This is a genomic window from Actinosynnema sp. NPDC050436, from assembly GCF_040655415.1.
Lineage (GTDB): Bacteria > Actinomycetota > Actinomycetes > Mycobacteriales > Pseudonocardiaceae > Actinosynnema.
The window spans coordinates 23,643-50,565 of record NZ_JBFAJV010000009.1; the positions used below are offsets into that span (position 1 = coordinate 23,643).

28 protein-coding genes are annotated in these 26,923 nt (G+C 75.5%); 17 read left to right on the forward strand and 11 right to left on the reverse strand.

What is annotated here, in order from left to right:
- The first annotated feature begins 4 nt into the window (after nt 1-4).
- From AB0I60_RS21685 to AB0I60_RS21700, 4 genes are all read left to right on the forward strand, one after another.
- Nucleotides 5-1,423, forward strand: coding sequence for an MFS transporter (locus AB0I60_RS21685; protein WP_360732849.1), 1,419 nt, complete (start codon nt 5-7; stop codon nt 1,421-1,423).
- A gap of 82 nt (nt 1,424-1,505) precedes the next feature.
- Nucleotides 1,506-1,739 (forward strand): hypothetical protein, encoded by a 234-nt coding sequence (locus AB0I60_RS21690; protein ID WP_360732365.1) that lies wholly within the window; start codon nt 1,506-1,508, stop codon nt 1,737-1,739.
- Nucleotides 1,740-1,814: 75 nt separating this feature from the next.
- Complete coding sequence (locus AB0I60_RS21695; RefSeq protein ID WP_360732367.1) at nt 1,815-2,795, forward strand: pirin family protein; 981 nt, start codon at nt 1,815-1,817, stop codon at nt 2,793-2,795.
- Between the two features lie 40 nt (nt 2,796-2,835).
- Complete coding sequence (locus AB0I60_RS21700) at nt 2,836-3,333, forward strand: hypothetical protein (protein ID WP_360732369.1); 498 nt, start codon at nt 2,836-2,838, stop codon at nt 3,331-3,333.
- A gap of 20 nt (nt 3,334-3,353) precedes the next feature.
- Here the strand turns inward: AB0I60_RS21700 and AB0I60_RS21705 are convergent, their stop codons facing one another.
- Nucleotides 3,354-4,937: a sulfatase-like hydrolase/transferase gene (locus AB0I60_RS21705; RefSeq protein WP_360732371.1), complete on the reverse strand. Its 1,584-nt coding sequence runs from the start codon at nt 4,935-4,937 to the stop codon at nt 3,354-3,356.
- Nucleotides 4,938-5,068: 131 nt separating this feature from the next.
- On the opposite strand from AB0I60_RS21705, the gene AB0I60_RS21710 reads away from it, so the two are divergent.
- Entirely contained in the window at nt 5,069-5,749 is a 681-nt protein-coding gene (locus AB0I60_RS21710; RefSeq protein WP_360732372.1) for a dihydrofolate reductase family protein, read from the forward strand.
- On the opposite strand, the gene AB0I60_RS21715 is transcribed toward AB0I60_RS21710, so the two are convergent.
- Nucleotides 5,722-6,120 (reverse strand): DoxX family protein, encoded by a 399-nt coding sequence (locus AB0I60_RS21715; RefSeq protein ID WP_360732373.1) that lies wholly within the window; start codon nt 6,118-6,120, stop codon nt 5,722-5,724. The genes AB0I60_RS21710 and AB0I60_RS21715 overlap by 28 nt on opposite strands.
- A complete protein-coding gene (locus AB0I60_RS21720; RefSeq protein ID WP_360732374.1) occupies nt 6,113-6,862 on the reverse strand; it encodes a CDP-alcohol phosphatidyltransferase family protein in 750 nt (249 codons plus the stop codon). Before AB0I60_RS21720 ends, AB0I60_RS21715 begins: the two co-directional genes overlap by 8 nt.
- A gap of 36 nt (nt 6,863-6,898) precedes the next feature.
- Between AB0I60_RS21720 and AB0I60_RS21725 the strand changes: the two genes are divergently transcribed.
- The gene (locus tag AB0I60_RS21725) at nt 6,899-7,873 is read left to right on the forward strand and encodes a zinc-binding alcohol dehydrogenase (protein WP_360732375.1); all 975 of its coding nucleotides are present in this window, start codon (nt 6,899-6,901) and stop codon (nt 7,871-7,873) included.
- Nucleotides 7,863-8,552 (forward strand): creatininase family protein, encoded by a 690-nt coding sequence (locus AB0I60_RS21730; RefSeq protein ID WP_360732376.1) that lies wholly within the window; start codon nt 7,863-7,865, stop codon nt 8,550-8,552. Before AB0I60_RS21725 ends, AB0I60_RS21730 begins: the two co-directional genes overlap by 11 nt.
- On the opposite strand, the gene AB0I60_RS21735 is transcribed toward AB0I60_RS21730, so the two are convergent.
- Genes AB0I60_RS21735 through AB0I60_RS21750 form a run of 4 tightly spaced genes read right to left on the reverse strand, consistent with a single transcriptional unit; the run spans nt 8,481 to nt 11,585 of the window.
- Complete coding sequence (locus tag AB0I60_RS21735; RefSeq protein ID WP_360732377.1) at nt 8,481-9,419, reverse strand: lysylphosphatidylglycerol synthase transmembrane domain-containing protein; 939 nt, start codon at nt 9,417-9,419, stop codon at nt 8,481-8,483. The two genes, AB0I60_RS21730 and AB0I60_RS21735, sit on opposite strands and share 72 nt — an antisense overlap.
- On the reverse strand, nt 9,416-10,195 hold the full coding sequence (locus tag AB0I60_RS21740; protein ID WP_360732378.1) for a class I SAM-dependent methyltransferase: 780 nt from the start codon (nt 10,193-10,195) through the stop codon (nt 9,416-9,418). The genes AB0I60_RS21735 and AB0I60_RS21740 overlap by 4 nt, the downstream gene beginning before the upstream one ends.
- Nucleotides 10,192-11,190 (reverse strand): glycosyltransferase family 4 protein, encoded by a 999-nt coding sequence (locus AB0I60_RS21745; protein WP_360732379.1) that lies wholly within the window; start codon nt 11,188-11,190, stop codon nt 10,192-10,194. Before AB0I60_RS21745 ends, AB0I60_RS21740 begins: the two co-directional genes overlap by 4 nt.
- Nucleotides 11,187-11,585 (reverse strand): 6-carboxytetrahydropterin synthase, encoded by a 399-nt coding sequence (locus tag AB0I60_RS21750; RefSeq protein WP_360732851.1) that lies wholly within the window; start codon nt 11,583-11,585, stop codon nt 11,187-11,189. The genes AB0I60_RS21745 and AB0I60_RS21750 overlap by 4 nt, the downstream gene beginning before the upstream one ends.
- Nucleotides 11,586-11,675: 90 nt before the next feature.
- Here AB0I60_RS21750 and AB0I60_RS21755 point away from each other — a divergent pair, with 90 nt between their 5' ends.
- The 3 genes from AB0I60_RS21755 to AB0I60_RS21765 all read left to right on the forward strand — a co-directional run bounded on the left by AB0I60_RS21755 (nt 11,676) and on the right by AB0I60_RS21765 (nt 14,884).
- Nucleotides 11,676-12,293, forward strand: a complete 618-nt coding sequence (locus tag AB0I60_RS21755; protein WP_360732380.1) for a GTP cyclohydrolase II — start codon at nt 11,676-11,678, stop codon at nt 12,291-12,293.
- 391 nt (nt 12,294-12,684) lie between these two features.
- A complete protein-coding gene (locus AB0I60_RS21760) occupies nt 12,685-13,878 on the forward strand; it encodes a S1 family peptidase (RefSeq protein ID WP_360732382.1) in 1,194 nt (397 codons plus the stop codon).
- A gap of 79 nt (nt 13,879-13,957) precedes the next feature.
- The gene (locus AB0I60_RS21765) at nt 13,958-14,884 is read left to right on the forward strand and encodes a helix-turn-helix transcriptional regulator (protein WP_360732384.1); all 927 of its coding nucleotides are present in this window, start codon (nt 13,958-13,960) and stop codon (nt 14,882-14,884) included.
- A gap of 7 nt (nt 14,885-14,891) precedes the next feature.
- Here the strand turns inward: AB0I60_RS21765 and AB0I60_RS21770 are convergent, their stop codons facing one another.
- The 3 genes from AB0I60_RS21770 to atpB all read right to left on the reverse strand — a co-directional run bounded on the left by AB0I60_RS21770 (nt 14,892) and on the right by atpB (nt 16,309).
- Nucleotides 14,892-15,269 (reverse strand): hypothetical protein, encoded by a 378-nt coding sequence (locus tag AB0I60_RS21770; RefSeq protein ID WP_360732853.1) that lies wholly within the window; start codon nt 15,267-15,269, stop codon nt 14,892-14,894.
- A 44-nt stretch (nt 15,270-15,313) separates the two neighbouring features.
- Nucleotides 15,314-15,472, reverse strand: coding sequence for a hypothetical protein (locus tag AB0I60_RS21775; protein WP_360732385.1), 159 nt, complete (start codon nt 15,470-15,472; stop codon nt 15,314-15,316).
- A 69-nt stretch (nt 15,473-15,541) separates the two neighbouring features.
- Nucleotides 15,542-16,309: a F0F1 ATP synthase subunit A gene (gene atpB / locus AB0I60_RS21780; protein ID WP_360732387.1), complete on the reverse strand. Its 768-nt coding sequence runs from the start codon at nt 16,307-16,309 to the stop codon at nt 15,542-15,544.
- 164 nt (nt 16,310-16,473) lie between these two features.
- Here atpB and AB0I60_RS21785 point away from each other — a divergent pair, with 164 nt between their 5' ends.
- On the forward strand, nt 16,474-17,943 hold the full coding sequence (locus tag AB0I60_RS21785) for a phenylacetate--CoA ligase family protein (RefSeq protein WP_360732388.1): 1,470 nt from the start codon (nt 16,474-16,476) through the stop codon (nt 17,941-17,943).
- A 25-nt stretch (nt 17,944-17,968) separates the two neighbouring features.
- Entirely contained in the window at nt 17,969-18,517 is a 549-nt protein-coding gene (locus AB0I60_RS21790) for a GNAT family N-acetyltransferase (protein WP_360732390.1), read from the forward strand.
- On the opposite strand, the gene AB0I60_RS21795 is transcribed toward AB0I60_RS21790, so the two are convergent.
- Nucleotides 18,480-19,556 (reverse strand): peptidyl-alpha-hydroxyglycine alpha-amidating lyase family protein, encoded by a 1,077-nt coding sequence (locus AB0I60_RS21795; protein WP_360732391.1) that lies wholly within the window; start codon nt 19,554-19,556, stop codon nt 18,480-18,482. The genes AB0I60_RS21790 and AB0I60_RS21795 overlap by 38 nt on opposite strands.
- 245 nt (nt 19,557-19,801) lie before the next feature.
- Here AB0I60_RS21795 and AB0I60_RS21800 point away from each other — a divergent pair, with 245 nt between their 5' ends.
- The 5 genes from AB0I60_RS21800 to AB0I60_RS21820 all read left to right on the forward strand — a co-directional run bounded on the left by AB0I60_RS21800 (nt 19,802) and on the right by AB0I60_RS21820 (nt 26,917).
- Nucleotides 19,802-20,551 (forward strand): AfsR/SARP family transcriptional regulator, encoded by a 750-nt coding sequence (locus AB0I60_RS21800; RefSeq protein WP_360732393.1) that lies wholly within the window; start codon nt 19,802-19,804, stop codon nt 20,549-20,551.
- A gap of 83 nt (nt 20,552-20,634) precedes the next feature.
- Nucleotides 20,635-20,826, forward strand: coding sequence for a DUF6229 family protein (locus AB0I60_RS21805; protein WP_360732395.1), 192 nt, complete (start codon nt 20,635-20,637; stop codon nt 20,824-20,826).
- Between the two features lie 7 nt (nt 20,827-20,833).
- Nucleotides 20,834-23,734 (forward strand): type 2 lanthipeptide synthetase LanM family protein, encoded by a 2,901-nt coding sequence (locus AB0I60_RS21810; RefSeq protein WP_360732397.1) that lies wholly within the window; start codon nt 20,834-20,836, stop codon nt 23,732-23,734.
- Nucleotides 23,731-25,596 (forward strand): ABC transporter ATP-binding protein, encoded by a 1,866-nt coding sequence (locus tag AB0I60_RS21815; RefSeq protein WP_360732399.1) that lies wholly within the window; start codon nt 23,731-23,733, stop codon nt 25,594-25,596. The genes AB0I60_RS21810 and AB0I60_RS21815 overlap by 4 nt, the downstream gene beginning before the upstream one ends.
- Entirely contained in the window at nt 25,589-26,917 is a 1,329-nt protein-coding gene (locus AB0I60_RS21820; protein WP_360732400.1) for an FAD-binding oxidoreductase, read from the forward strand. Before AB0I60_RS21815 ends, AB0I60_RS21820 begins: the two co-directional genes overlap by 8 nt.
- The last annotated feature ends 6 nt before the right edge of the window (nt 26,918-26,923 follow it).

Consider the following 26,923-nt stretch of genomic DNA (forward strand, 5'->3'; position numbering starts at 1 on the left):
CGTGATGTGCGCCTGCGTGGCGCTCGTGGTCGGGATGGTGGCCGCGATCAACCTCGCCGTGCCGATGCTCGCCTCCAGCGCGCTGCGCCCGTCCGCCTCGGCACTGGTCTGGATCGTCGACGTCTACGTCATCTTCTTCGCCTGCCTGGTGATCCCGGGCGGGGCGGCGGGCGACCGGTTCGGGCGCAAGGGTGTCGTGCTCGCCGGGCTCGGGCTGTTCGCGGTGGGATCGGCGCTGTCGGCGGCGGCACCCGACGTGGCCGTGCTGCTGGTCGGCCGGGCCGTCACGGGGGTCGGCGCAGCGGCCGTCCTGCCCAACACGCTCGCCGTGCTGCTGCACGCCGTCCCGGTCGAGCGCACGGGCACGACCATCGCCGCTTGGGCGTCCATGACGGGGATCGGCGGCGTGCTGGGCAACGTGGGCGGCGGGGCCGTGCTGTCGGGAGGGTCGTGGCGGTGGCTGTTCGTCGCGGCCGTGCCGATCGCGCTGGTGCTGGTCGTGCTGGTGGCCCGGGTCGCGCCGGTGTCCGCCCGGCACGACCGCCGCCTGGACCCGCTGGGCGCGGTGCTGCTGGTCGGCGCGTCGGTGGCGTCGCTGCTGGGCATCGTCCAGGGGCCGGAAGCCGGGTGGGGCAGTCCGGTCGTGATCGGCGGGTTCGTCTTCGCCGCGGTGCTGTTCACCGCGTGGACGCTGGTCGGGTTGAAGCACGAGCACCCGCTGTTCGACCCGCGCCTGTTGCGCCTGCCGGCGCTGCGCAGCGCGTGCCTGGGCATGACGACCGTGTTCTTCGGGATGTTCGCCCTGTTCTACGTCAACGCCTCGTTCCTCCAGTACGGCAAGGGGTTCGGCGTCCTGGGGACCGGGCTGGGGATCATCCCGCTGACGCTCCCGATCATCCTCGGCGGTCGCCACGTCGGGCGGCTGTCGCGGCGCATCGGGGTCGAAGCCACGACGGCGCTCGCGTTCGCGTTCGTCGGCGGGGGACTGCTGGGACTGTCCACCTGCGACGACCGGACCTCGTACGTCGTCTACGCGGCGTGGCTGGTAGCGACGGGCATCGGCGTGACGCTGGCCCTGCCGACGCTGTCCGGTGTCATCGCCGAGTCGCTGCCGCCGGACCAGGCCGGGGTCGGCACCGGGTTGCAGGCCACCACCCGGGAGTTCGGCAGCGCGCTGGGCGTGGCGGTGATTGGCACGATCTTCACCGCGGGGTTCGCCTCGGCGTTGCCGGCGGACCTGCGCGGCGACCACCTGACCGTGGCGCAGGTGCTCGCCGCGAGCCCGGCCGACCGCGCGCACGAGGTGATCGCCGCGTTCGTGTCCGGCACGAGCACGGGGCTGAGGGTGATCGGTCTTGTTGTACTCGGCGTGGGCGCGCTGGTCGTCCTCCAGTCGTGGTGGTCGCACGCCCGGCGCAAGTAGCCGGACGGACTGCCGGTGCGCGTCGGCGGAGGAGGCGGCCGGGTGCCGGCTCGGCCGGTCCGGTCTCTGCTACACCGGGGGTGTGGATCGACGGGTGTGGCAGGCGGTGGCCGGCGGGTGCACGGTGGCGGCGTTCGCGGTGCCGTGGGCGGTGGCGGGGTCGGTGTGGTTCTGGGTGTTCGACCTGCCGGGGTGGCCGGTGTTCGCGGGGCTCGCGGTGCTGATGCACGTGATCGCGCTGCGGTGGCCGGGGGCGGTGGTGCTCGTGGCCTGGGCGTCGGCACGGGGCCCGCGCCGGCGGGACGCCGTCGGCTGAGCCGTGCCGGCCGCAGCTCCGGCCACGGGCCGCAACTACAGTGGGCCGGGTGACGTCGCGTGCGGGGACGACCCGATGAGCAACACCGAGACCGGCCCGGCCGAGGTGCGGTGCGCCGCCGGGCCCGGTGCGGGGGTCGTGGTCGAGGTGCTCGTGCCCCGGGCCGTGCCGCTGGGCGGACCGCGCGCGATGACCGTCCGCCGAACCCTGCCGCAGCGCGGCCGGTCGATGGTCGGCGCGTGGTGCTTCGCCGACCACTACGGCCCCGACGACGTCTCGGCGACCGGCGGCATGGACGTCGCGCCGCACCCGCACACCGGCCTGCAAACGGCGAGCTGGCTGTTCAGCGGCGAGATCGAGCACCGCGACAGCCTCGGCGTGCACGCGGTGGTGCGGCCGGGCGAGCTGAACCTGATGACCGGCGGGCGGGGGATCTGCCACTCCGAGGTGTCCCTGCCGGGGACGACCGTGCTGCACGGCGTGCAGCTGTGGATCGCGCTGCCCGACGCCCACCGCGACGCGCCGCGCGACTTCCAGCACCACCGGCCGGAGCCGGTCGAGCTGCCCGGCGCGACCGCGCGGGTGTTCCTCGGCTCGTTGGCCGGCCGCACGTCCCCGGTGCGGACCTTCACGCCGCTGCTCGGCGCGGAGCTGGTGCTGGCTCCCGGCGCGGTGCTGGCGCCGGCCGTCGACCCGGCGCACGAGCACGCGGTGCTCGTGGACCAGGGCGAGGTGGAGCTGTCCGGTGTGCGCGTGGCGCGCGCCGAACTCGGCTACGCCGCCCCGGGCCGGGAGGTGCTGCACCTGGCGAACCCCGGCCGGTCGGCGGCGCGGGTGGTGCTGCTGGGCGGCGAGCCGTTCGGCGAGGAGATCGTGATGTGGTGGAACTTCGTGGCCCGGGACCACGACGAGGTGGTCCGCTTCCGCGACGAGTGGCAGGCCGCCGCGGACCGCTTCGGCCAGGTGACCGGATACCCGGGCGACCGCCTCCCGGCACCGCCCCTGCCGATGGGCCGCCTCCGCCCCAGGGGGAACCCGCCGCTGCCCGCCGACTGACCCGGCAACCGGGTGGAGCTTCGCCGAAACGGTCCGCGCGGTGATCTCCGACCGGCACCATGTGTCCCCCGGCACGGCGTGGATCGGAGTGGACGTGGCGTTCGAACTCGGCAAGACTCAGGGATTCGTGTTCGAGCACGTGCTGGAGGTCGTCTCCACACCCGGTGTCGTGGGCTCCAAGAGCCTCGTGCACTCGTTCGAGCTCGACCGCCCCGACGAGGGCATCCGCACCGCGCGGATGGTGTGCCCGACGTGCGACCAGCACTTCCTGCTCGACATCCGCAGCACCGAGGCGGCCAAGCGCCGCCGGCGCAACCTGCTGCTGGGCGGGCTCGTGGTGGTGCTGCTGATCGTCGGCGCGACCCAGGCGAGCTTCCTGTCCTCGTTCGCCAAGGCGCTGATCGTCGCGCTGGGCGGCGCGTTCGTCGCGTTGCCGCTGTTGCTCAGCTCGTTCAGCGCCAAGGGGCACAGCGGGTTCCGCCGACTGGGCCCGGACGGCAAGGTGCTCCCCGACTTGGGCGGCCACCGCGTGCAGTGACGCCCCGCCCAGCCGACCGGTCAGCCGAACGCGGTCAGGAAGCGGTCGCGGAACGACTCCATCGGCCACGTGGGGGAGTGCGGTTCCGGTACGGGGCCGGGGGTCCAGCCCCAGCCGGCGAGCCGGTCCACCACCGCCGGGTCGCGCGCCACGACGCCGACCGGCACGTCCCGGCCGGCCCCGCCGCCGGTGACCACCTGCGCCGGCTGGTGGTCGCCCAGGAGCACCAGCACCAGGTCGTCGTCGCGGTGGTCCTCCACGTACGAGACCAGCGTGCCGAGCGAGTACTCCAGCGATCGCCGGTAGTCGGCCCGCACCTGCGCCGGGTCGCGGGTCAGGATCGACCCGGGCTCGTCGGCACCGGAGGCCATCGACCGGTACACCGAGCCGTCGCCGAGGTCGGCGGCGGCGACCGGCGCGGGCACGGGCGTCCACGGCGCGTGGCTGCCGACCAGCGCGACGGTGGCCATCACCGGCTCCGGCGAACCGCCTTCCGCCCGGTCGAGCGCGGCCAGGGTGAACTGGTCGGGTGTGGTGGCGTAGCCGAACCTCGGCCCCCGGTAGCCCAGGTCGGCGGCGGCCATGATCCGCCGGTAGCCGAAGAACGCGCCCTCCGGCCACGCCTGGGTGATGCCGGGCATGACGCCGACGGTGCGCCAGCCCGCCCGGCGGAACGCGCCGCCCAGCGTCAGCCGGTCGCCGCCCACCAGGTTCCGGTACCGCTGCTGGTTGTCCACGCGCAGGCCGGACAGCAGCGTCGCCTGCGCCAGCCAGCTGCCGCCGCCCGCCGTGGGCGAGGTGAGGAAACCGCTGCGCGCGGAGAACCCGGCCGCCGCCACCCGCCGGCCGGCCCCGTCGAGCACGTCCGGCCGCAGTCCGGGGTCCTCCACGGCGGAACGCCCGTAGCTCTCCACGAACACCAGCAGGACCCGCTTGCCCCGCAACGCGGTCAGCAGCCGGTCGCCGGGTACGTCCCGGAACGCGTCCACCGCCGCCTCCGCCGCGAACGCGTCCCGGTCGCCGAGGCCGGCGCGCACGTCGCGGGCGTGGTCGTAGACGAACCGGGCCGCGCTGGTGGAGGCGATCGGGAGGCCGGTGCCGGCGAACGTGATCCACGCCGCCGCCAGCACGAGCACGAGCCGCGTGGACAGCAGCCGCCGCCGGTCCGCCAGCCGGGCCAAGCGCGCCACCGACCACGCCACCAGCGCGACGAGCGCGACCGCGACCAGGACCGCCCCGGCCACCGCGCCGACCGCGCCGGCGGTACCGGCGGTCACCGCCACGTAGTCCACCGCCGGACCCAGCAGCGGCCAGTCCAGCACCAGGTCGAACGGCCGGTACAGCACCACGTCGAACCCGATGTCGAGCACCTTCACCACGGCCAGCAGCCCGGTGCACACCCCGCCGGCCCACGCCGCGCCCCGGCGCCACCGCGCGGGCAGCACCAGCACGAGCACCACGCCGAGCAGCGCCTCCACCGGGACGCGCAGGAACGCCGACCACGAGAACCGCTCCAGGTCACCGGGCGCGAGCAGCACGACCACCACGACCAGCACGGCGAACCCGGTGCCCACCCACCGCCCGCCCCGCCGCCACCCGCCCATTCCCGCCACCCCCCTCGCCCTGGAACCCGCACCGGCAACCCGTCCGACCCACGTCCGCCCCGAAGCGCCACCGCCCACAGGGGAAACGCGCGACCCGCCCGTGCGGTTCAGGTGATCGGTACGGTGGCCCGGTGACCCGACCCCACGTGCTGCTCAGCGTCGCCGTGAGCGTCGACGGCTACATCGACGACGGCGGCGCGGCCCGCTTCCCGCTGTCCAACGCCGAGGACTTCGACCACGTGGACCGCCTGCGCGCGGAGTCCGACGCGATCCTGGTCGGCGCGGGAACGGTCCGCCGGGACAACCCGCGCCTGCTGGTCAACGACCCGGGCCGGCGGGCCGCGCGGGTCGGTGCCGGCCGGCCCGAGCACCCGCTGAAGGTGACCGTCACCGGGTCCGGCGATCTCCCGCCGGACGCGGCTTTCTGGCACCACGGCGGGGAGAAGCGGGTCTACACCACCGAGTCCGGTGCGCCGAAGGTGTCGGCGGCGCTGGCCGGGCTGGCGTCGGTCGCCTGCCTCGGCCCGGAGGTCGACTTCGCCGCGCTCCTGGACGACCTCGGCGCGCTCGGCGTGGGCAGGCTGATGGTGGAGGGCGGCGGCCGGGTGCACACCGCTTTCCTGGCCTCGGGCCTGGCCGACGAGATCCGGATGGCCGTGGCACCGATGCTGATCGGCCGGGCCGCCGCGCCGAGGTTCGTGCACCCGGCGGCGTTCCCGGGCGGTCCGGCCCGGCGCTTCCACCTGGACGGCGTCGAGGTCCTGGGCGACGTCGCCGTGCTGCGCTACTTCCCGAAGCGCGCGGCGACCTGAGCGGTCAGGGCGCGGATCGTGAAACGGCGGAACCAGGCGACGACGGCCGCCACCACCAGCAGGAGTGCCGGCAGCGTCGCATCGCCGTCCAGCAGGAGGAGTTCGGTGCCGACCGCGCCCGCCATCACCCCGGCCAGCCCGAGCGCGGCGAGCCCGCACAGCCGGGGCACCAGCAGCCCCAGCGCGCCCGCGACCTCCAGGGTCCCGGTCAGGTAGCGCAGCCACTGCCCGAACCCGATCTCGTCGAACTTGCGCACGAAACCGTCACCGAACAGCAGAAGCCCGCTGTAGGCGAAGTACGCGGCCAGCGCGACCTGCACACCCCACAGCACCACGGTCCCGGCGCGCACCGGGACGGTCCGGTCAGACACGTGAACACTCCTTCACGACTACGGCCTCGACGGCCACCCGTCCTCTGTTCCGCCACAGCCCCACCACGTCCCGGCCGAACGACCACACCAGCGCGGCCAGCGCCGACCCGACCAGGACCCCCGCGAACGGCACGAGCCCGGAGGCCGCCACCACCAGCAGCACCCCCTGCCCGGCCGCGACGGCCTTGCGCGCGAAGCTCGGCGGCAGCTCCCCGCGCAACCACGGCGCCACCCACGACACCGCGACGAACGCATAACGCATCACCCCGATCGCCAGCACCCACGGCCCCAGGTCCAGCGCCACGTGCGCGCTGAGCACCAGGATCAGGAACGCGTCGACCTCCATGTCGAACCGCGCACCCAGCGGTGACGCGGTGCCGGTGCGGCGGGCGACCAGGCCGTCCACGAAGTCCAGCGCGAGCGCGGCGGACGCCAGCGCCACCAGCAGCGCCACCGGCACGTCCTCGCCCGCCCGGTCGGCGACGAGCGCGGCCACCCCGCCGACCAGGACGCCCCGGGCGAGCGTGACCCGGTCGGCCGGGCCCGGTGACCGGACGCCGGCCCTCAGCATCGCGGCGGCCAGCAGGAACCAGGTGGTCAGGCCGTGGCAGACGCCGACCAGCCAGCCCGCCGGGGCGAGCCCGACCGTGCCGCCGAGCACGCCCAGCAGCAGGACCTGGGCGGCGACCCAGCCGGCCTGGTCCGGGACGGCCGGCGCGGTGGTGTGCTGGAGTGTGATCATCGTGCCCTTCAGGATCGGTCTTCGAGAGGTTTCCGGATGACACGCACCGCACGGGCCCTGTGGTTCACCTCGGCCGGCACCTGCGCGATCCGGTCCGCGCCGCTGCCCGACCCGGGGCCGGGGGAGGTGCTGGTCCGCACCCTGCACACGGCGGTCAGCCGGGGCACCGAGAGCCTGGTGCTGCGCGGCGAGGTGCCGGCCAACCAGCGCTCCGCGATGCGCGCGCCGTTCCAGGAGGGCGACTTCCCGTTCCCGGTCAAGTACGGGTACCTCAACGTCGGGGTGGTCGAGCACGGCCCACCCGCGCTGGTCGGCCGCGCGGTGTTCTGCCTGTACCCGCACCAGACCCGGTACGTGGTGCCCGAGCACGCCGTCACGCCCGTCCCGGACGCGGTGCCGCCGGCGCGCGCGGTGCTCGCCGGCACGGTGGAGACGGCGGTGAACGCCCTGTGGGACGCCCGGCCGAGGGTCGGCGACCGGATCGCGGTGGTCGGCGGCGGGATGGTCGGCTGTTCGGTGGCGGCCCTGCTGGCGCGGTTCCCCGGCGCGCGGGTGCAGCTGGTGGACGTCGACCCGGCGCGGCGGGCCGTCGCCGACGCGCTCGGCGTCGCCTTCGCCACCCCCGGGGAGGCCGAAGGCGGACTGGACCTGGTGGTGCACGCCAGCGCGTCGGAGGCCGGCCTGGAGACGTCGTTGGGCCTGCTCGCGCCGGAAGGCACGGTGCTGGAGCTGAGCTGGTACGGCGACCGGCGGGTCGGCGTGCCGCTGGGGGAGCACTTCCACGCGCGGCGGCTCACCGTCCGGGCGAGCCAGGTGGGCGTGGTCGGCCGCCCGGACCGCAGCAACGCGCAGCGGCTGGCGCTCGCGCTCGACCTGCTCGCCGACCCGGTGTTCGACGCCCTGGTCACCGGCGCGAGCCCGTTCGACGACCTGCCCGGCGTGCTGACGGGGCCGGGCGGGCTGCCCGCCCTGTGCCACCGGGTCGACTACGGTGCCGCGCATGACCGGTGACCCGCTGCCGCGCGCCACGACCACCGACGTCCGGGACCTGGGCGCGGAGGTCGCGGTGCTGCCGGTGGGCAGCTTCGAGCAGCACGGCCCGCACCTGCCGCTGGTGACCGACACCGTCGTGGCGTGCGCGATCGCCGAGGGGGTCGCCGCCGCGCACCCGGTGCTGGCGCTGCCGCCGATCACGATCTCCTGCTCGCACGAGCACGCCGCGTGGCCCGGCACGGTCAGCATCTCGGCGCGGACCCTGCACGCGGTGGTCACCGACGTGGCCGAGTCGCTGCGCCGGTCCGGCGTGCCGAAGCTGGTGCTGGTAAACGGGCACGGCGGCAACCACGTGCTGTCCAACGTCGTGCAGGAGGGGACCGGCCTCGGCCTGTTCCCCGGCCGGTCGGACTGGCACGCCGCGCGCGCGGCGGCGGGGCTGGAGACCTCCGGCCAGAGCGACATGCACGCCGGCGAGCTGGAGACCTCGGTCCTGCTGCACGTGCGCCCGGACCTGGTCGGCCCCGACCGGGTGGACCACCTGGCCGACGAGCGCCCGCACCTGCTGACCCGGGGCCTGCACCACTACACCTCCTCCGGCGTGGTCGGCCGGCCGTCCCTGGCGTCAGCCCGCAAGGGCCGGGACCTGCTGGCGAGCCTGGTCGCCTCGTTCGCCGACCACCTCGCCGCGCTCTGAGCGCGGCACCCGGACGAGCACCCCGGGCAGGGCGGCGAGCAGGGTCAGCGCCCCGTAGCCGACGGCGGTGGCGACGCCCTGCGCCGCGCCCAGCCCGGCCGACCCGAACGCCACCGCCAGGAACGCCTCCCTCGGCCCGAACCCGCCGACGTTCACCGGTACCGCCATCGCCAGCAGCGCGAGCACGAGCAGCGGCACCACCTGCCCGAGTGGCGCCGTGCAGCCCGCAGCGCGGGCGGCGACCACGAACAGCGCGACGTGGCCCGCGACCGCCACCACCGACGAGAGCGCGACCCTGGGCAGGGCGTACCGGGTGAGCAGCGCGCTGCGGGCGTCGCGGAGCGCCCGGCGCAGGGCGGCGCGGACCCGGGGCACCCGGCTCGCCACCACGGCGCCGACCACCAGCGCCGCTGCCGCGCCGATCACCGAGCCGGGCCGCAGGTCGACCGCGACCGGCCGCGCGACCAGCACCACGACCGCGACCAGCACCAATACCACCTGGCCGGCGAACCGCTCGAACACCACCGCCCGCACGCCGCCCCCGACGTCCCCGGAACGCCGGCCGTGGCGCACCGCGCGGTGCACGTCGCCGAGCACCCCGGCGGGCAGCACGGCGTTGAGCAGCAACGCCCGGTAGTAGGCCGGCACGGCCGCGCCGAGCGCGAGCGGCAGCCCGAGCCCGCGCGCCACCACGCACCACCGCCACGCGCTGAGCACCGTGGTGACCAGCCCGATCGCCAGCGCGGCGGCCACCGACCACGGGTCGACCACGCGCAGCCCGTCCAGGAACGCCTCCGACCCCCACCGCCAGGCGAGCGCGGCGAGCACACCGACCGCTGCGACCAGGCGCAGCCACGGCCAGATCATGACGGGAATGCCAGCAGGTCGGTGTGGTGCACGACGACCCGCAGCCCTCCGGTCGACCTGCGCCGCAGGTAGCCGGGAGCGTCGGCGGCCAGTGCCGGGTCCTGTTCCACGGCCGCGCCGACCCAGCCGCGCAGCCACTCGGCGGTCAGCGCGGCGTGCGCCGGGCCCAGTCGCCACGGGCTCGGCCGGGTCTCGACGTGCGCGCCGAGGTCCGCGAACGCCTCCTCGGCGGCCCGCGCCGCGTCCGGCCCGAGCAGACCGGACCGGCGCTGGTGGTCGTTGAACGCGTCCTGGAAGCGCGCGTCGAGCGGGTCGGCGGGGTCCAGTTCGACCCGACCGGCCACGGACAGCGTCAGCAGTGCGGGCACACCCGCTCCTACGCACGCCGCCGCCAAGCCGTTCACCTGCTCGCGGGTCAGCACGTCGAGCAACGCCGACGCGGTGACCAGTGACGTGCCCGCCAGGTCGGCGGCGCGCAGTGCCGACAGGTCGCCCTCGGCGGTCCGCGTCGTCACGCCCGGCCCGGTCACCGCCGCACCCGCCACGGCCAGCAGCCGGGGGTCCCGGTCGTGCAGCACCCAGTGCTGCGCGCCGCCCAGCCGCGCGGAGAGCCACCGCCCCATCGATCCCGTGCCACACCCCAGGTCACGGACGACCACCGGGTCCCGGTTCAGCACGCGGTCGCGGGCCAGGTCCGCCAGCCCGACCGAGCGGGCGGCGGCGTCGGCCGGTTCGCGCAGGGCCAGCCACTCCGGGGCGAAGCCGGGGGAGGTCATGCCCGCAGGTTGGCCAGCACCCGCGCCAGCCCGGCGGTGGTGTCGGCCCACGGGGACAGCTCGGCCCGGCGTCGGAGCGCGGCTTCCCGCAACCCGGCCCGGTCGTCGGCGGAGTGGAACCAGCGGCGCAGCGCCGCCGCCAGCGCGACCGCGTCGCCGGGCGGCACCGACCAGCCGCCGTCGCCCAGCGCGTCGGGCACGGCGGCGGCCACCACGGGCAGCCCCCGGGCCAGCGCCTCGGTCACCACCATCCCGTAGGTCTCGGCGCGGGAGGCCAGCACGACCAGGTCGGCGGCGGCGTAGGCCGCGTCCAGCCGGGTGCCGACCAGCGGCCCGACCAGCTCCACCCGGCCGTCGAGGCCGTGCCGGGTGATCGCGGCGCGGACGGACGCGGCGTGCCGGGGCTCCTGCGGTCCGACGCACGCGCAGCGCCACGGCGCGTCGGCGACCCGGGCCAGCGCCTCGACCAGCACGTCGTGGCCTTTGCGCGGGGTCACCGACGCGACGCAGAGCAGGGCCGACACCCCGTCGGTGCCGGGTGCCCGGGGCGCGGGGTCGACACCCGGCGCGACCACGTGCACCCGGGCCAGCCCGTGGTGGGCGGCCAGCCGTTCGGCGGCGGTCGGCCCGGTGGCCACGACGGCGTCCACCGCGTGCAGGCAGGCCCGCTCCGCCGCGTCGAGCGCCGCCGCCACCGCCGGGTCGAGCCCGGTCTCCTCGGCGAGCGGCAGGTGCACCAGCACGGCGGTGCGCAGCCTGCGGGCGTGCGGTGCCACGACCTCCGGGACGCCGCACGCGACCAGCCCGTCGAGCAGCACCGCCGCGCCGTCGGGCAGCCCGGCCAGCGCGCGGGCGAGGCCGGCGCGCGCGGCGTCGTCGGGCCGGGGCCAGTCCCCGGCGACCACGACGGGCCGCAGCCGGCCGCCGGCCCGGCGGTTGTAGGTGGTGCCGCCGCTGGGCACCCGGCTGTCGGGGACGACGAAGTACCCGGTCACAAGGTCCGCTCGTAGCTCGCCCAGGCGACGTGTGACTCTTGCAGCGACACCTCCACGCCGGACAGGCCGCGCGCGCCCTCGCCGAGGGCGCCCTCGTGCACGCGGGCCACCAGGCAATCGGCGATGTGCTTGGCCAGGAATTCGGTGGTGGTGTTGATCCCGGCGAACTCGGGGACCTCGTCCAGGTTGCGGTAGTTCAGCCCGGCCAGCACGGCGCCCAGCTCCCGGGTGGCCAGGCCGATGTCGACGACGACGTTGTCCTGGTCCAACTCCGGCCGTGTGAACCGCGCGTCCACGACGAACGTTGCACCGTGCAGGCGCTGCGCCGGTCCGAAGACCTCGCCTCGGAAGCTGTGCGCGACCATCACGTGGTCGCGGACGGTGATGCTGAACAGGGTGACCTCCACGGGGGGCGCGAGATGGGCACGACCTGCGGTCGAGCGTAGTGAACGAACCGGCCGGAGCCGGGGGACGAGGGGGACCGCGTGCGGGAGGAAGTGTTCGGCGACGACGAGGTGGCCGAGTCCGGCCTGGTGACCCGGCGGGGCGCGTTCCGGGCGGTGGCCTTCCGGGCGGACGGCCACGAGCACCTGGCCCTGGTGCTCGGGCAGGTGCGGTCGGGGGAGGACGTGCTGGTGCGCGTGCACTCGGAGTGCCTGACGGGCGACATCTTCGGCGCGGTGCGCTGCGAGTGCGGGGAGCAGCTCACCGCCGCGCTGGACGCGGTGGTGGGCGAGGGCCGGGGCGTCCTGGTGTACCTGCGCGGGCACGAGGGCCGGGGCATCGGCCTGGTGGAGAAGGTCCGCACGCACGTCCTGCAGGACGAGCACGGCCTCGACACGGTCGACTCGGCCACCGAGCTGGGCCTGCCGGTCGACGTCCGCGACTACCGCCCGGCCGCGCTGGTGCTGCGGCACCTGGGGGTGCGCTCGGTGCGCCTGCTGTCGAACAACCCGGACAAGGTCCGCGCGCTGGAGGAGCACGGCGTCCCGGTCACCGCGCGGGTGCCGCTGCTGGTGCCGCCCACCGACCACAACATCGGCTACCTGACCGCCAAGCGCGACCGACTCGGCCACGACCTGCCCCAGGTCGCCGACCGCTGAACGCGGCGGCCCCGGTTCCGAACACGCTCGGTGAATGTCGACGGGTCGTCTTGCGGTTTCACGGCGGACGTCGTCGCGCACTTCTCCGGTCCATTGGAGAATGAAATAGCCGATTCTTCGGCCAAGGCATTGCAGAACGGCCCCTGAGCCTTCCAGCGGGCGCTGGACCGGCCTTCTACCTGCAGTATCGTGGCGGAGCGTGTTTTTCAACGTCGGCTCAGGCCGCCTGTGAAAGGCACTCCATTGCCCGGATCGGCCGGTGCGGGGCACAGTTGGCGGCACGGCGGGAGGAATCCCGCCGGTCGGGGACGGGCCATTGATCGAGCGCAAGTCGTTTCTCCGCGCGCTTTCTCCCTGTGGTGGCCCGCCCCGGTTGCGAAAGGTTGACACCGTGTCCCGAAACCGCGTGCTCGGCGCAGCGGCCCTTTCCTGCCTGATCCCGGCGACCCTGCTGGCGGGCGGCACGACCGCGTCCGCCGCCGGGTCCGACTACCAGCCCGAGATGGTCGCGGCCCTCGCCCGCACCCTCGGCGTCAGCGACACCGAGGCCGTGCAGCGGCTCGACCGCGAGGCCGCCCAGCAGCGCGGGCTCGCCGACCTGGTCGCCGGCGGCGTGCGCGTCGACGGCGCGTACTTCGACGGCTCCGGCACCCTGACGGTGAACGTCGACCGGGCCGGCGCGGACCGCGCCCGCGCGGCCGGGCTGGCGGCGCGCACGCCGGCTCGGGGCGAGCGGGCCCTCGACGCCGTGCAGGCCGACCTCGACCGGCTCGCCGAGGGCAAGGTGCCCGCCGGCATCGCCTCGTGGGGCGTCGACGTGGCGTCGGACGTCGTCACCATCCAGGTGGTCGACCCCTCCCGGCCACTGGCGAAGGACTTCCTGGCCTCGGCCGCGCGGCACGGCTCGGCGGTGCGCGTGGAGCGGGTCGCGCAGACCCTGAGCACGCAGGTCGCCGTCTACCCGGGCAGCAAGATGACGATCAACGGCGGCTCGGGCTACTGCTCGGTCGGCTTCGGCGCGCGCACCAGCTCCGGCGCCCAGTACCTGGTGACCGCCGGGCACTGCGTCGCGGGCCTGCCGACGCTGCACCTCGACGGCACCCGGTTCGCCAAGGGCGCCGGCACCCGCTACGCGCTGGGCCGGGACAGCGTCGACATGGGCGTGGCGAAGGTCGACTCCGGCAGCTCGATCACCACCCAGGTCGGCACCTGGGGCGCGGCGGGCCTGGTGAGCGTCAAGGGCGGCAGCCGGGGTGCGGTCGGGGCGTCGATCTGCAAGTCCGGCGCGACCACCGGGTGGACCTGCGGTTCGATCACCGGCTACAACCAGACCGTCACCTACACCGACCCGAACGGCGGTCCCTCGACCGTGGTTCGCGGGCTGGGCAAGTCGACCGTCTGCACCATGGGCGGCGACAGCGGCGGGGCCTACATCTCCGGCACCCAGGCCCAGGGCATGACCTCCGGCGGGCCCACCGGCCAGCAGTGCACCTTCAACGGCGGGGTGCAGAGCGGCAAGTCCTCGTACTTCCAGCCGCTCGGCGACGCCCTGTCCTACTACGGGCTGACGCTCAACGTGAGGTAAGCCCAGCGTGACGACGTGAATACCGATACCCCCAAAAGGGGGTATCGGTATTCACCAATTTGGGTGATAATCGTTAGTCGTGGCAGCTCCTCAGGAACGTCCCGGCCCCGAGCAGGTCCTCAGCCAGGAGAAGTTCGCCGACGCCCTGCGGGCCGCGATCGCCCGGCGCGACCTCACCCTGGACCGCATCCGCGCGCGGCTCGCCGAACGCGGCGTCGAGATCAGCCTCGCCACCCTCAGCTACTGGCAGCAGGGCCGCAGCCGCCCCGAGCGGCCGAAGTCGCTGCGCGCGCTGCGCGAGCTGGAGGCGATCCTCGACCTGCCCCCCAACACCCTGTTCGACTTCCTCGAACCCCGCAGGCCCCGGGGCCGGTGGCTGGCCGAACCCGGCCTGAGCTTCGCCGCGCTCTACGGCGAGGACTCGCCGGCGCGGGCCGTGCTCGGCGACGGGTTCGCCAACCCCAACCCCGACGTGGCCGTGCTGTCGACAACCGAGCAGTGCTTCGTCGACGCCCGCCGGTCGCTGCGCGGGATCGCCACCCGGCAGGTGCTGCGGGGCGTCAACAACGGCTGCGACCGGCTGCTCGTCGTGCACGGCGTGACCGAGGGCGACGTGATGCCGCACGACCTCGTCGTGCGCGGCGGCGCGCTGGCCGACCTGCGGGTGGACGACGAGGCCGGCTACGTCGCCGCCGAGATCCACCTCGGCCGCGCGCTGGCCAAGAACGAGACGGCCGTGGTCGAGTACGACTGGCGGATGGGCGGGTGCGACGTGCCGTCCCGCCACCACGAGCGGCTCATGCGCACCGCCACCAGCAGCTACCTGCTCCAGGTGTTCTTCGACGGGGCCACCCTGCCCGCGCGCTGCTACGAGTACCGGCGGGCGAAGGTCGACGCGCCGACCGAGGGCCGACGCCGCCTGCCGATCGACCCGGCCCGGTCCGTCCACTCGTTCCAGGCGAAGTCGCAGCCGGGCATCTACGGCATCTCCTGGGAGTGGGCCTGACCCGGGGTCACGCCCGGGCGAGCGCGGCGACGCCCAGCACCACCAGCGCCACCACCTTGACCACCTCCAGCGCCACGTAGACCAGGTGCGCGCGGGAGCGCGGCGGGTCCTCGCCCGCCAGCACCCGGTCCGACCGCCGGCTCAGCACCGGGCGCACCGCCGCGAGCTGCACCGCCAGCACGACCACGGCCGCGCCGGCCGCACCCCACACCCAGGCGGGCGGCGAACCCGCCACCGCCGCGACCAGCACCACGGCGGACAGCACGACCTCGGCGGCGTTGAGCGCCCGGAACACGATCCGCCCGATGCCCAGGCCGACCACCACGGTCACGCCCGGGGCCCGGAACTTGAGCGGCGCCTCCAGGAACGAGATCGCCAGCACCATCCCCAGCCACAGCCAGGCCGCGCCCGCGACCACGGGCGCGGCGCTCACCGGGACCCTCCGTCCGCGCCGCACCGGGGGCACACGGCCGCCGGCTCGCCGTCGTCCAGGAACCCGCACTCCGGGCACACCTCCGACAGCCGGCACGCCGGGTCGCCGCCCTCCTGCCGGGGCACCTGCACGCGCTCCTCGCCGGGCTCCGCCACCGTTGCGCCTCCGCCCACCCGCCGGTTCCGTCCGAGGAGGCCATTGTGCCCGCCCGGGACCGCCGCCGGTCAGTGGTTCGCGGCGAGCGCCCGGCCGATGTAGTGCGCGCTGAGCGTGGCGAAGATGTACGCCTGGAGGACCTGGATCAGCGCCTCCAGCAGGGTGATCCCGATGGCCAGCGCGAAGCTGATCAGCGACACCGGTTTCACCAGCGGTCCGGCGTGCAGCAGCAGGAACTCGCCGCCGAGCACGAACACCACCACCAGCAGGTGGCCCGCGAACATCGCCGCGAACACCCGGATGGCCAGGTTCACCGGGTCGAAGAAGAACTTCAGGATGATCTCGGTCGGGATCAGCAGGAACCACAGCACCGGCTTCGGCACGCCCGGGTAGACGAACTGGTTGCGCAGGTAGCCGCGCAGCCCGTGCCGCCGGATGCCGACCACGTGGTAGGTCGGGAACACCAGCAGCAGGGCCAGCGCCATCGGGAACCCGACGTGCGCCATGGTCGGGAACTGGATCAGCGGGATGATCCCGAAGATGTTGTTCACCAGCACGAACGTGAACAGCGACAGGATGAACGGCACGTACGGCGCGAAGTCCTTGCCGCCGATCTGCTCCCGCGCGATGGTGTTGCGGCCGAAGTCGTAGACCGACTCGGCGGCGAACTGGACGCGCGTCGGCACGATCTTCAGCCGGCGCGTGGTGATCAGGAAGAACCCCGCGATGATCACGGTCGACAGCACGACCAGGACCATCGGTTTCGTGACCCCGCCGAAGATCTCCGGCGGGAACAGGTCCCCCGCGCCGGGTGGGGTGAAGGTGGTGTCGGCCATGGGCGCCCCCCGTCCAAGGTCTTGACGCCGATTTTACCGGGTGCGGCGGTGCGGGCGGGCGATTTCGCGCTCGGCGATCAGGCCGTGGCGCCATGCGCCGGACCCGGCCGCAGCGCGGGTTCGCGGGTGGTCCGCACGACCCGCCGGCGCTCTAGGGTGGCGCCATGGATGTCGATCGCCCCGCCCGCGTCGCAGAGGGCCTCCGGTCGTTCTTCGCCGACGACCTGGTGGAGGGGTCCGTCCTCGACCTGTTCCACCGGGTCGCCACGACCGTGCCCGCCTACCGGCGGTTCCTCGCCGCGCACGGGGTCGACCCGGCCGGCGTGGTCACCGTGGACGACTTCCGCCGGCTCCCGTTGACCGACAAGGACAACTACCACCGCCGCCACCCGCTGCCCGACCTGTGCCGCGACGGCCGGCTCGACGGGTGCGACCTGGTGGCCGTGTCGTCCGGGTCCAGCGGGCGGCCGACGGTGTGGCCGCGCTCCCTGGTCGACGAACTGGCCGTCGCCCGCCGGTTCGAGCAGGTGTTCCGCGACGGGTTCCGCGCCCACGAGCGCAGCACGCTCGCCGTGGTGTGCTTCCCGCTCGGCACCTGGGTCGGCGGGTTGTTCACCACCGCGTGCGTGCGGCACCTGGCGGCCAAGGGCTACCCGGTCACCACCGTCGCGCCCGGCAACAACAAGGCCGAGGTCCTGCGCGTGCTGCCGGAGCTGGCCGGGCACTTCGACCAGGTCGTGCTGCTGGGCTACCCGCCGTTCGTCAAGGACGTGGTCGACTCCGCCGGGTTCGACTGGGCGCCGCTCCACGTGAAGCTGGTGCTGGCGGGCGAGGTGTTCAGCGAGGAGTGGCGCACGCTGGTGGCCGGCCGGCTGGGCATCGCCGACCCGGTGCGCGACACCGCGTCGCTCTACGGCACGGCGGACGCGGGCGTGCTGGGCAACGAGACGCCGCTGTCGGTGTCGGTGCGCCGCTTCCTCGCCGGGCGGCCGGACCTGGCGCGCGAGCTGTTCGGCGGCTCGCGGCTGCCCACGCTCGTCCAGTACGACCCGGCGAGCCGGTACTTCGAGGTGTCCGAGGGCACCCTGCTGTTCTCCGGCGACAACGGGATACCGCTGATCCGCTACCACATCGCCGACGAGGGCGGCGTCCTGTCCTCTGTGGACATGCAGGAGTTCCTCCGCCGCAACGGGTGCGACATACCGTTCTACAACGACATGCCGTTCGTGTTCGTCTTCGGGCGGTCGATGTTCACGGTGTCGTACTTCGGGGCGAACGTGTACCCGGAGAACGTCTCGGTCGGCTTGGAGCAGCCCGGCGTCAGCGACCTGGTGACCGGGAAGTTCGTGCTGGAGACGGTGTCGGACGCCGACGAGGACACCGTGCTGCGGGTGACCGTCGAGCTGGCACCCGGCCGCACCGCCGACCCGGGCGAGGTCGCCGAGTCGATCCGCGCGCACCTGGTGCGGCTCAACAGCGAGTTCGCGCACTACGTCCCGGCCGGGCGGCAGCGGCCCGAGGTGGTGCTGCGGCCGGCCGGCGACCCCGAGCACTTCCCGGTCGGCGTCAAGCACCGCTACACCCGGCCCCGCGCAGCCGCGCCGTCCACAGTGGCCGACCGCGCGCCCGGCTGACTTAAGGTCGGGAAAGGTCATCCGGGTGAAGGGGGACGTGGTGGAGATCCGTCGAGGTGGGCCGGCCGACCTGGGCGCGCTGCTGGGGATGCTGGACGGCGCGGTGGCGTGGCTGTCCGCGTCGGGCCGCACCGGCCAGTGGGGCAGCGAACCGTGGTCGGCGGACGAGCAGCGGTCCGCGCGGATGGCCGACCGGGTGCGCGAGGACGTGGTGTGGGTGGCCGAGGTCGACGGTGCGCCGGCCGGCGTGCTCACCCACTCCCACCAGGCGCCGGAGTACGTGCCCGAGGCCGACGAGCCCGAGCTGTACGTGCGCGTCCTGGTGACCTCGCGCGCGTTCACCGGGCGCGGCGTCGGGACCGCGCTGCTCGACCACGCCCGTGGTCAGGCCCGCGCGCAGGGCGTCGGGCTGGTGCGGGTGGACTGCTACGCGGGTGGCGACGGCCGGCTGGTGCGGTACTACGAGCGCAACGGTTTCGAGCGGGTGCGCGAGTTCTCGGTGCGGGACTGGCCGGGGCAGCTCCTGGCCGACCGGGTCACGCCGGGGCCCAGCGCCACAGCGGCGGACCGGTGAGCGCGGCGGCGTACAGCTCGCCGCCCGGCCCGACCGCGAGCTGGTGCGGGTCGGCGGACTGGTCGGCCAACGCCCACCGGCCGGTGACGGAACCGTTGTCCGCCAGGGACACCACGTACCCGCGCCGCTGCCCGCCGGCCACGTCGAGCGCGTCGCCGCCGTCGAGCACGTAGAGGGTGTCGGCGGGCCCGACGGCCACGTCGTAGGGTCGGCCGATCTCCGGCGACGCGTGCGTCACGAGGTGCCGGCCGTCCCGGTCGAACACCTGCACGCGCGCGTTGCGGCGGTCGGCCACCACCACGTCCCCGTTGCGGCGCAAGGCGATGCCGTGCGGGATGGCGAACTCGCCCGCCCCGTCGCCCAGCGCGCCCCACTCGGCGGTGAACCGGTCGCCGTCGAACCGGGCCACCCGGGAGTTGCGGTAGCCGTCCGCGACGTAGGCGAGGTCGTCGGGCGCGACGGCCACGTCGGTCGGGCGGGCGAAGATGTAGGGGTCGCCGGTGCACGGGAGGTTGGTCAGCTCGTTGCGCACCGCCAGGCAGGTGTCCAGGCCGAACCCGTAGTCGTGCCCGATGGTCCGGTCGGGGGTGCCGTCCGGCCGGCACACGGTGACCTCGTTCGTCGTCACGTCGGTGATCCACAGCCGGCCCCGGCGGTCCGAGGAGATCGCGTGCGGCGCGGTGAACCTGCCCGCGCCCCAGGTGCCGCGCACCTCGCCGGTCGCCGCGTCGAGCACCACGACCGGGTCGACCGCCAGCGGCGAGGTCGCCGCGAACCCGGCTCCGCCCCGGTGCAGCAGCAGGACCTCGCCCCGGTCGGTCACCGTCACGCCGGTCCCACCGCGCGCCTCGGCCGGCAGCGCGCCCCACGGGCGCAGCACGCGGTCCGAGGCGCGGTCCGCGTCGGCCACCACCGCCGCGCCGGGCGGGTTGCCGCGCAGGGCGAATCCCGTTGCGGCCAGGGGCAGACCGACCAGCAGTGAACGCCGCGTGATGGTCCGGACCCGGTGCGTGGTCGGGTCGGCTTCCTTGGGGTGCATCGGTTTGCTCTTCCGCCGGAGGTCCGCCCAGTGTGGAGCGCCGACCGCCGCGCGCCATCGGGGATCCCCCCGATCCGCCGCACGGGGGCACCCGGACCGGGGTCGGGGTTGCGCCGGTTGGGCCGGCCCGCGCGCGGAGCCCTTCGTCAGACCGCAGCGACCTGGGCCGGCCCCGTTCCGGATCGGACCCCCGGCGCGCATCGTCGCAGGCCGGAAGTTCCTCGCGGGCAGGGGAGTGGGTCGTCATGTCGGTGCTGGTGCTGGGACGGCCGGCGGTCCGGGCGGGCGGTGTGGTCCGCCACCCCGCGCGGCGGATGGTGCGCGTCCTGCTGGGCGTGCTGGCGGTGCGGGCCAACCGGGCGCTGCCGCTGGAGTGGATCATCGACGCGCTGTGGCCGGTGCGCCCGCCCGCGTCGGCCGCCGCGAACGTGCGCAGCCACCTCGCCGAGCTGCGCCGGCTGCTGGACGCGGTCGACCCGGACGGGGCGGGCATCGTCACCTCGCGCGCCGGCTACGTGCTCGCGGCCGACCCGGACGTGGTGGACGTGACGCAGTTCCAGCACCTGCTGGCCGAGGGCCGCGAGCTGCGCGCGTGCGGCGCGGACGCGGACGCGGCCCGCTGCCTGGCCCGCGCGGTGGGCCTGTGGCGCGGCCCGGTGATGTCCGGCGCACCCGTCCCGGACGTGGTGCGGCCGGACGTGACCGTGCTGGACGAGCAGCGGCTGTGCGCGATCGAGGACCTGGCCGAGGTGCGGCTCGCACTGGGGTGCGCCCACGACCTGGTGCCCGCGCTCGCGGGCCTGGTGGTCGAGCACCCGCTGCGGGAGCGGTTGTGGCACAACCTGGTCGGCGCGCTCGCGGCGGCCGGGCGGCGCACCGAGGCGCTCGCGGTATACCAGCGGCTGGTGCGGGTGCTGGACTCGGAGCTGGGCGTTGAGCCGAGCGCGTCGACCGCCGCGCTGTACGAGGCCGTTCGGCGCGACCGGCGCGGCTGAACGCCGGAAGGCCACTTCGCCGTGTGCGCTCCCGTGTGCACCGCATTTCTACACTCGCCGCTCCTGCTGAGGAAGGAGTACGGATGACTGCCGCACTGCTGCTCGACGCCGACGAGGTGGTGGCCCGCTGGCGGGCCGGCCTCGACGAGCCGGACAACCCGGCCGGCCCGCTGTTCGCCAACGGCGAGTTCGCCGAGGGCGACATCGTGGCGTGCAACCCGCCGGGCAGCCGCTGCTCGTCGTGCACCGCGTCCCGCCCGGTGTACTGCTGCTGACCCCGGCATGACCCGCGACGAGGTCGGCGAACTCGACCGAACCCTGGAATGGCTGCTCGGCCCGGCGACGGACCGGCTGTCCCGCTGCCTGGCCGAGGTCGCCGGCCTCGGCGCGGCCGAGGCGCGCGCCGTGCTCGACGCCGCCCGTGCCGTCCTGCTGGACGTGGTGCGGCGCAAGGTGGTCCGCGTCCTGGTCCTGGAGCTGAACGCGGCCCGCGTGACGGGTGCGCTGACCGCCGACGACCCGGCCGGCCGCTGGGCGGAGTTCCTGGCGGTGGCCGCGCGGGAGTCGTACTGGCACGACCTGACCCGCCACTACCCGCACCTGGTCACCCGGCTGCGGACGACCGTGGACCACCGGGTGGCCGCGATCGCGGTGCTGGCCCGGCGCTTCGCCGAGGACCGGCCCCGGCTGGCCGCGCTGCTGGGCGCCGAGGCGGGCGAGCTGCGCAAGGTGGAGTTCGGCGCGGGCGACAGCCACCGGGGCGGTCACTCGGTGACGCTGGTGCACTGCACGGGCGGCACCGTGGTCTACAAGCCGCGCCCGATGGAGGTGGACGACCGGTTGGCCGGCCTGCTCGCCGTGCTGACCGGCGGCGACCGGCACCCGATCCGGGTGCCGGCGGCGGTGGTCCGGGACGGCTACGGCTGGGCCGAGCACGTCGACCACCGGTACTGCGCGAGCGAGGACGAGCTGGCCGTGTTCTACACCAACCTGGGGCACTGGCTGGCCGTCATGCGGCTGGTGTCCGGGACCGACCTGCACGCCGAGAACATCATCGCGTGCGGCCCGGTGCCGGTCGTGGTGGACTGCGAGAGCGTGTTCACGCCCCGCCCGCCGCACCCGCCGACGGGCGCGGGCGAGGCCACCGACCGGGTGGCCGAGCAGCTCACCCGGACCGTGCTGCGCACCGGCCTGCTGCCCGGCCGGGGAGCGGGGCTGGGGTGGCGCGGCGTGGACGGGTCGGCGATGGGCGGCCTGCCCGGCGAGCAGCCCGCGATCGGCCTGCCGGACCTGGTGGGCGCGGGCACCGACACCGCGCGGGTGGCGATCGTGCCGCAGCAGCTCCCGCCGACCCGCAACCTGCCGGGCCCGCGCCCCCGGCTTGCCCGGTACTGGCCGGCGGTGGTCGCCGGGTTCGACGCGATGGCCGGGCGGATCACCCGGCTGGACCGGGACGGGGAGCTGGCCCCGCTGCTGGCCGGGTTCGCCGACTGCGTGGTGCGGGTCATCGTCCGGGACACCGAGTCCTACACCGAGCTGGCCCGGATGCTGTGGCACCCGGCCGGCCTGCACGACCAGGACGCCGCCGAGCGCAGGGCGCGCGCCCTGCTGGCCCGGCACTCGATGAACACGCGGGGCCCCGGCGACCCGGGCGTGCACGCCGCCGAGGTCGCGGAGCTGCTGGTCGGCGACATCCCGGTGTTCACCACGACCCCGGCCGAGGGGTGGCTGCACACCCCCGGCGGGTTGGTCTGCGGCCCGAGGGTGGACCAGGTGGCGCTCGCGCTGCAGGACTGGCGCACCGCCGACCTGGCCCTGGAACGCCGGGTCACGCACGCCGCCCTGGTCAGCGCCTACCTCAACCAGGGCGCGGAACCCGAGCTGGGCCGGCTGCCCGCCCCGCCGCCGGACCCCGCCCGGCTCGACGCGCGCCGCCGGGCGCTGGCCGCGCGCCTGATGTGCGAGCTGGCCGGCGAGGCGGTCCGGGGAGCGGACGGCACGGCCACCTGGTTCGCCCCGGTCCTGGACCGCTCCGGCTGGCAGACCACCCCGCTCACCCCCGACCTCTACGGCGGCACGCTCGGCGTGGCGGTGCTGCTGGCCGGCTACCGGCACGAGGTCGCGGCGGGCCGCGCGGACCCCGTCGCCGACGTGGACGACCTGCTGGCCGAGACCGTGCGCACCGCGCGGCTGACCCAGCGCTGGTGGGCCGGGCAGGCCGAGCACACCCGCCGCCGCCCCGACCCGACCGGCGGCTACATCGGCCTCGGCTCGCAGATCTGGTGCTGGCTCGCGCTCGACCGCCTCGGGCTCGACACCGCGCACCGCGCCGGCCCCGCGCGGCACCGGACCGCCGCCGCGCACCCGGCCGACCTCGGCACCGGCGGCAACGCGGTGGAGGACGCGGTGTTCCTGGCCCACCAGATGCCCGCCGCGATCGCCGCGAGCGAGGGCCCCGACCTGGTCGTCGGCACGGCCGGCGCGATCGTCCCGCTGCTCCTGCTCGCCGAGCGGACCGGCGACGACCGGTGGGCCGACCTGGCCGTGCGCGCCGGGGACGTGCTCGCCGCCGACGCGGTGGTGACCGGCGGCCGGGCGCGGTGGGCCGCGCCGAACTGGCCGGACGGCATCGGCGGCTTCGCGCACGGCGCCACCGGCATCGGGTGGGCGCTCGGGCGGCTCGCCGGCGCGACCGGCGAACGCCGCTTCGCCGACCTCGCGCGGGCTGCCGCCGCCTACGAGGAGACCTGGTACGACGCCGGGCGCGGGGCGTGGCTGGACCCGCGCGAGCCCGACACCGTCGCCGCCGCCTGGTGCCACGGCGCGGTCGGCGTCGGCCTGGCCACCGACGACCCCGACGTGCTGCGGCGCGCGGCGGCGTCCGCGCTGCGCGACGGCATCGGCTGGACGCACACCCTGTGCCACGGCGACCTGGGCACCTGGGAGCTGCTGACCACGGCGCTGGCGGCGGGCGCGGCACCGGACGGCCTGGACCGGGCCGGGCTGGACGCGATGGTGCTGGGCAGCCTGGAGGCCAACGGGCCCACCACCGGCCTGGCCCGCGAGGTGTACTCGCCCAGCGTCATGTCCGGCTCCGGCGGCATCGCCTACCAGCTGCTGCGGATGCACCCCGGCTGCGACCTGCCGTCCGTGCTGCTGCCGGACGGCGGTCCGGCCCGGTGACCGGGGAAGCCGACCCGCGCGACGGCGCGCTGGTCACCCCGCACTGGCAGCTCGACGACACCGACCGCGCGCCGCGCCGCACGCTGCGCGGCCTGCCCTCGGCCACCTGGCCGGTGCTGGCCCTGGTCCGCCGCGCCGCGCCCGGCCCGGCGCTCGCCGTCGTGGTCATGCAACTGGTGGCCGGGGCGTCGGCCGCGTTCGGCCTGTTCGCCACGACCGGTGTGCTGACCGAGCTGCTCGCCGGCGGGCCGACCGCCGACCGGGTCGTCGCCGCGCTGCCGCAGCTGCTGGTGGTGGGCGCGGCGTTCGGGCTGCGCGGCGCGATGGACGTCGGCGTGGCGCTGGCGCACGCCCGGATCACGCCCGCCGTGCGGCGGCTGGCCGAGGAGCGCCTGTACGCGGCCAGCCTGGGCGCGGACCTGGCGTCCTTCGACGACGCCCGGTTCTACGACCGGATGCACCGGGCCCGTGACCGGGGCCTGTTCTTCCTGGAGCGCGCCGCCGACAACCTGGTCGAGCTGATCGGCTCGCTGCTGGGCATCGCGGCGGCGGCGAGCAGCCTCGCCGCGCTGCACCCCGTGCTGCTGCCGGTGCTGCTGCTGGCGGTGGTCCCCGACGGGTGGGCGGTGCAGCGCGCCGCGCGGCTGGCGTACGCGAGCGTCGGCAGGACCGTCGCGCTGGACCGGCGCGTGCAGATGGTGTCGGACCTGGCGACGGAGCGCGACCCGGCCGCCGAGGTCCGGGCGTACCGGGCGGAGCCGTTCGTGCTGCACGAGTACCGCGTCGCGGCGGACCCGCTGCGCGACGAGGAGGTCCGGCTGGCCACCGCGCAGGCTAGGGTGCGCGGGATCGGCCGCGCGCTGGCGGGCATCGGCCTGGCGGTGACCTACGCGGTGCTGGGCCTGCTGGTCTCCCGGGGCTGGGTGCCGCTCGCGGTCGCGGGCACCGCCGTGATCGCCGTGCGGGTCGCCACGACCGCCCTCAACCGGCTGGTGCTGGCCGCGAACCAGTTGGTGGAGCAGGGCCTGTACGTCGCGGACTACCAGGACTTCCTGGCCGCCGCGCAGACCCCGCCCGGCGGGTCGGCCGACCCGGTGGACCCCGGCCGGGTCGTGCTCGACCGGGTCACGTTCGGCTACCCGGGCAGCGACCGGGCGGCGGTCCGCGACGTCACGCTGACCATCGAACCGGGGGAGACCGTCGCGCTGGTGGGGGAGAACGGCTCCGGCAAGACCACGCTGGCCAAGCTGATCGCGGGCCTCTACCCGCCGACGGCCGGCCGGGTCCGGTGGGGCGACCGCGACCTGGCCGACGTGGACCGGGGGCAGGCCGCCGACCGGGTGATGATGGTGCTCCAGGACCCGATCCGCTGGCCGCACACCGCGCGGGTGAACGTCCGCGTCGGCCGGCACGAGCGCCCAGACCCGTCCGGTGCGGCGGTGCGCCGCGCGGCCGGCCAGGCGGGTGCCGACGAGGTCGTCGCCGGCCTGCCCGACGCGTGGGAGACGTTGCTGTCCAAGCAGTTCCGGGGCGGTGTGGAGCTGTCCGGCGGGCAGTGGCAGCGGCTCGCCGTGGCCCGGGGGCTCTACCGCGACGCGCCGCTGCTGATCTGGGACGAGCCGACCGCGCCGCTGGACGCCAAGGCCGAGTTCGCGGTGTACGAGTCGCTGCGGGCGCTGGCCGCCGACCGGACCGTCGTGCTGATCACGCACCGGCTCGCCAGCGTGCGGCACGCGGACCGCATCCTGCTGCTGCACGACGGGCGGCTGGTCGAGCAGGGCACGCACGCCGAACTGCTGGCCGCCGGTGGCCGGTACGCCGAGCTGTACGAGCTGCAGAGCCGGATGTACGCCGATGCTTGACCTCGTGGGACCGGGGGACCAGCGCTACGACCTGTCCCGCAGCCAGTTCATCGGCCGCCCGGTCGAGGTGCTGCCCCGCGCGGTCGCCCGCTGCGCCTCGGCCGAGGACGTCGCCGAGGCGCTGGCCCACGCCCGCTCGCGCGGGCTGCCGTTCGCCGTCCGCGCCGGCGGGCACAGCAACGCCGGCCACTCCAGCACGTCCGGGCTGCTGGTCGACGTGACCCCGGCCGACCGGGTCGACGTGGTCGACGGCCTGGTCACGGTCGGCGGCGGCGTGCGGATCGGCCGGCTGGCCGCCGTGCTGGCCCCGCTGCGCCGACTGGTCCCGGCCGGGTCGTGCCCCTCGGTGGGGGTGGTCGGCGCGGCGCTGGGCGGCGGGTTCGGCAGCCACGGCCGCTTGCACGGCCTGACGTGCGACGCGCTGGTGTCGGCGGAGGTCGTGCTGGGCGACGGCCGGGTGGTGCGCGCGGAGGACGAGCCCGACCTGCTGTGGGCGCTGCGCGGGGCCGGGGGTGCCCGGTTCGGCGTGGTGATCTCGGCGACGTTCCGGACCGCGACCGCGGTGCCGCGCACGCACTTCCGCCTCGAATGGTCGTTCGAGCACGCCGCCGGCCTGGTGGCGTGGTGGCAGCGGTGGGCACCGGACGCCGACGACGGGCTGGCGGCGGAACTGGTCCTGTTCGGCCCGCAGTTCCCCGAGGAGCCGCCGGTGGCGGTGCTGATCGGCGCGGCACCGGACCGTGCGGCGGTGGAGGCGTTCACCGCCGACCTCGTCCCGCCGGGCGTGGCCGAGGTGGTCGACCTGTCGGCCGAGGACGCGGCGCTGCTGCACGCGACCCCGTACTCCGCCGTCGCGCACGACCCGGCGGAGAACCCGCTGGCACACGACCGCCCGGGGATGTCGACGGCGACCACCGAGTTCTTCGACCGGCCGCTGCCGGACCGGGCGGTGGCCGCGCTGCTGGCCCACTTCACCGCCGACCGGGTGGTGGGGGAGTTGAGGGAGGTCGCGTTCACGCCGTGGCGCGGTGCCTACGCCCGCACCCCGGGGGACGCGACGGCGTTCGCGCACCGGGACGCGCGTTTCCTGGTCAAGCACACGGTCCTGGTGGGTCCGGGCGGCGCGGCCCGCCGGGGCGACGCCGTGCTGGCCCGCGTTCGGCACAGCCGGGACCTGCTCGGCCCGTGGGGGACGGGCGGGGCGTACGTGAACTTCGCCGACCCGGACCTGCCGGACACGGCCTACCACGGCGCGAACGCCGCACGGATCCGCGCGGTGAAAGCCCACTACGACCCGCAGGACTTCTTCCGCACCGGCTGACCGCAC

Bases quoted from the DNA above. Each gene is read 5' to 3' on its own strand.
- AB0I60_RS21735 (WP_360732377.1), bottom strand. From the start codon at position 9,419: ATGATCTGGCCGTGGCTGCGCCTGGTCGCAGCGGTCGGTGTGCTCGCC.
- AB0I60_RS21720 (WP_360732374.1), bottom strand. From the start codon at position 6,862: ATGATCACACTCCAGCACACCACCGCGCCGGCCGTCCCGGACCAGGCC.
- AB0I60_RS21820 (WP_360732400.1), top strand. From the start codon at position 25,589: ATGCTTGACCTCGTGGGACCGGGGGACCAGCGCTACGACCTGTCCCGC.
- AB0I60_RS21800 (WP_360732393.1), top strand. From the start codon at position 19,802: ATGTCGGTGCTGGTGCTGGGACGGCCGGCGGTCCGGGCGGGCGGTGTG.
- AB0I60_RS21770 (WP_360732853.1), bottom strand. From the start codon at position 15,269: ATGGTGCTGGCGATCTCGTTCCTGGAGGCGCCGCTCAAGTTCCGGGCC.
- AB0I60_RS21810 (WP_360732397.1), top strand. From the start codon at position 20,834: ATGACCCGCGACGAGGTCGGCGAACTCGACCGAACCCTGGAATGGCTG.
- AB0I60_RS21730 (WP_360732376.1), top strand. From the start codon at position 7,863: ATGACCGGTGACCCGCTGCCGCGCGCCACGACCACCGACGTCCGGGAC.
- AB0I60_RS21785 (WP_360732388.1), top strand. From the start codon at position 16,474: ATGGATGTCGATCGCCCCGCCCGCGTCGCAGAGGGCCTCCGGTCGTTC.
- AB0I60_RS21805 (WP_360732395.1), top strand. From the start codon at position 20,635: ATGACTGCCGCACTGCTGCTCGACGCCGACGAGGTGGTGGCCCGCTGG.
- atpB (WP_360732387.1), bottom strand. From the start codon at position 16,309: ATGGCCGACACCACCTTCACCCCACCCGGCGCGGGGGACCTGTTCCCG.
- AB0I60_RS21795 (WP_360732391.1), bottom strand. From the start codon at position 19,556: ATGCACCCCAAGGAAGCCGACCCGACCACGCACCGGGTCCGGACCATC.
- AB0I60_RS21695 (WP_360732367.1), top strand. From the start codon at position 1,815: ATGAGCAACACCGAGACCGGCCCGGCCGAGGTGCGGTGCGCCGCCGGG.
- AB0I60_RS21685 (WP_360732849.1), top strand. From the start codon at position 5: ATGTGCGCCTGCGTGGCGCTCGTGGTCGGGATGGTGGCCGCGATCAAC.
- AB0I60_RS21705 (WP_360732371.1), bottom strand. From the start codon at position 4,937: ATGGGCGGGTGGCGGCGGGGCGGGCGGTGGGTGGGCACCGGGTTCGCC.
- AB0I60_RS21740 (WP_360732378.1), bottom strand. From the start codon at position 10,195: ATGACCTCCCCCGGCTTCGCCCCGGAGTGGCTGGCCCTGCGCGAACCG.
- AB0I60_RS21725 (WP_360732375.1), top strand. From the start codon at position 6,899: ATGACACGCACCGCACGGGCCCTGTGGTTCACCTCGGCCGGCACCTGC.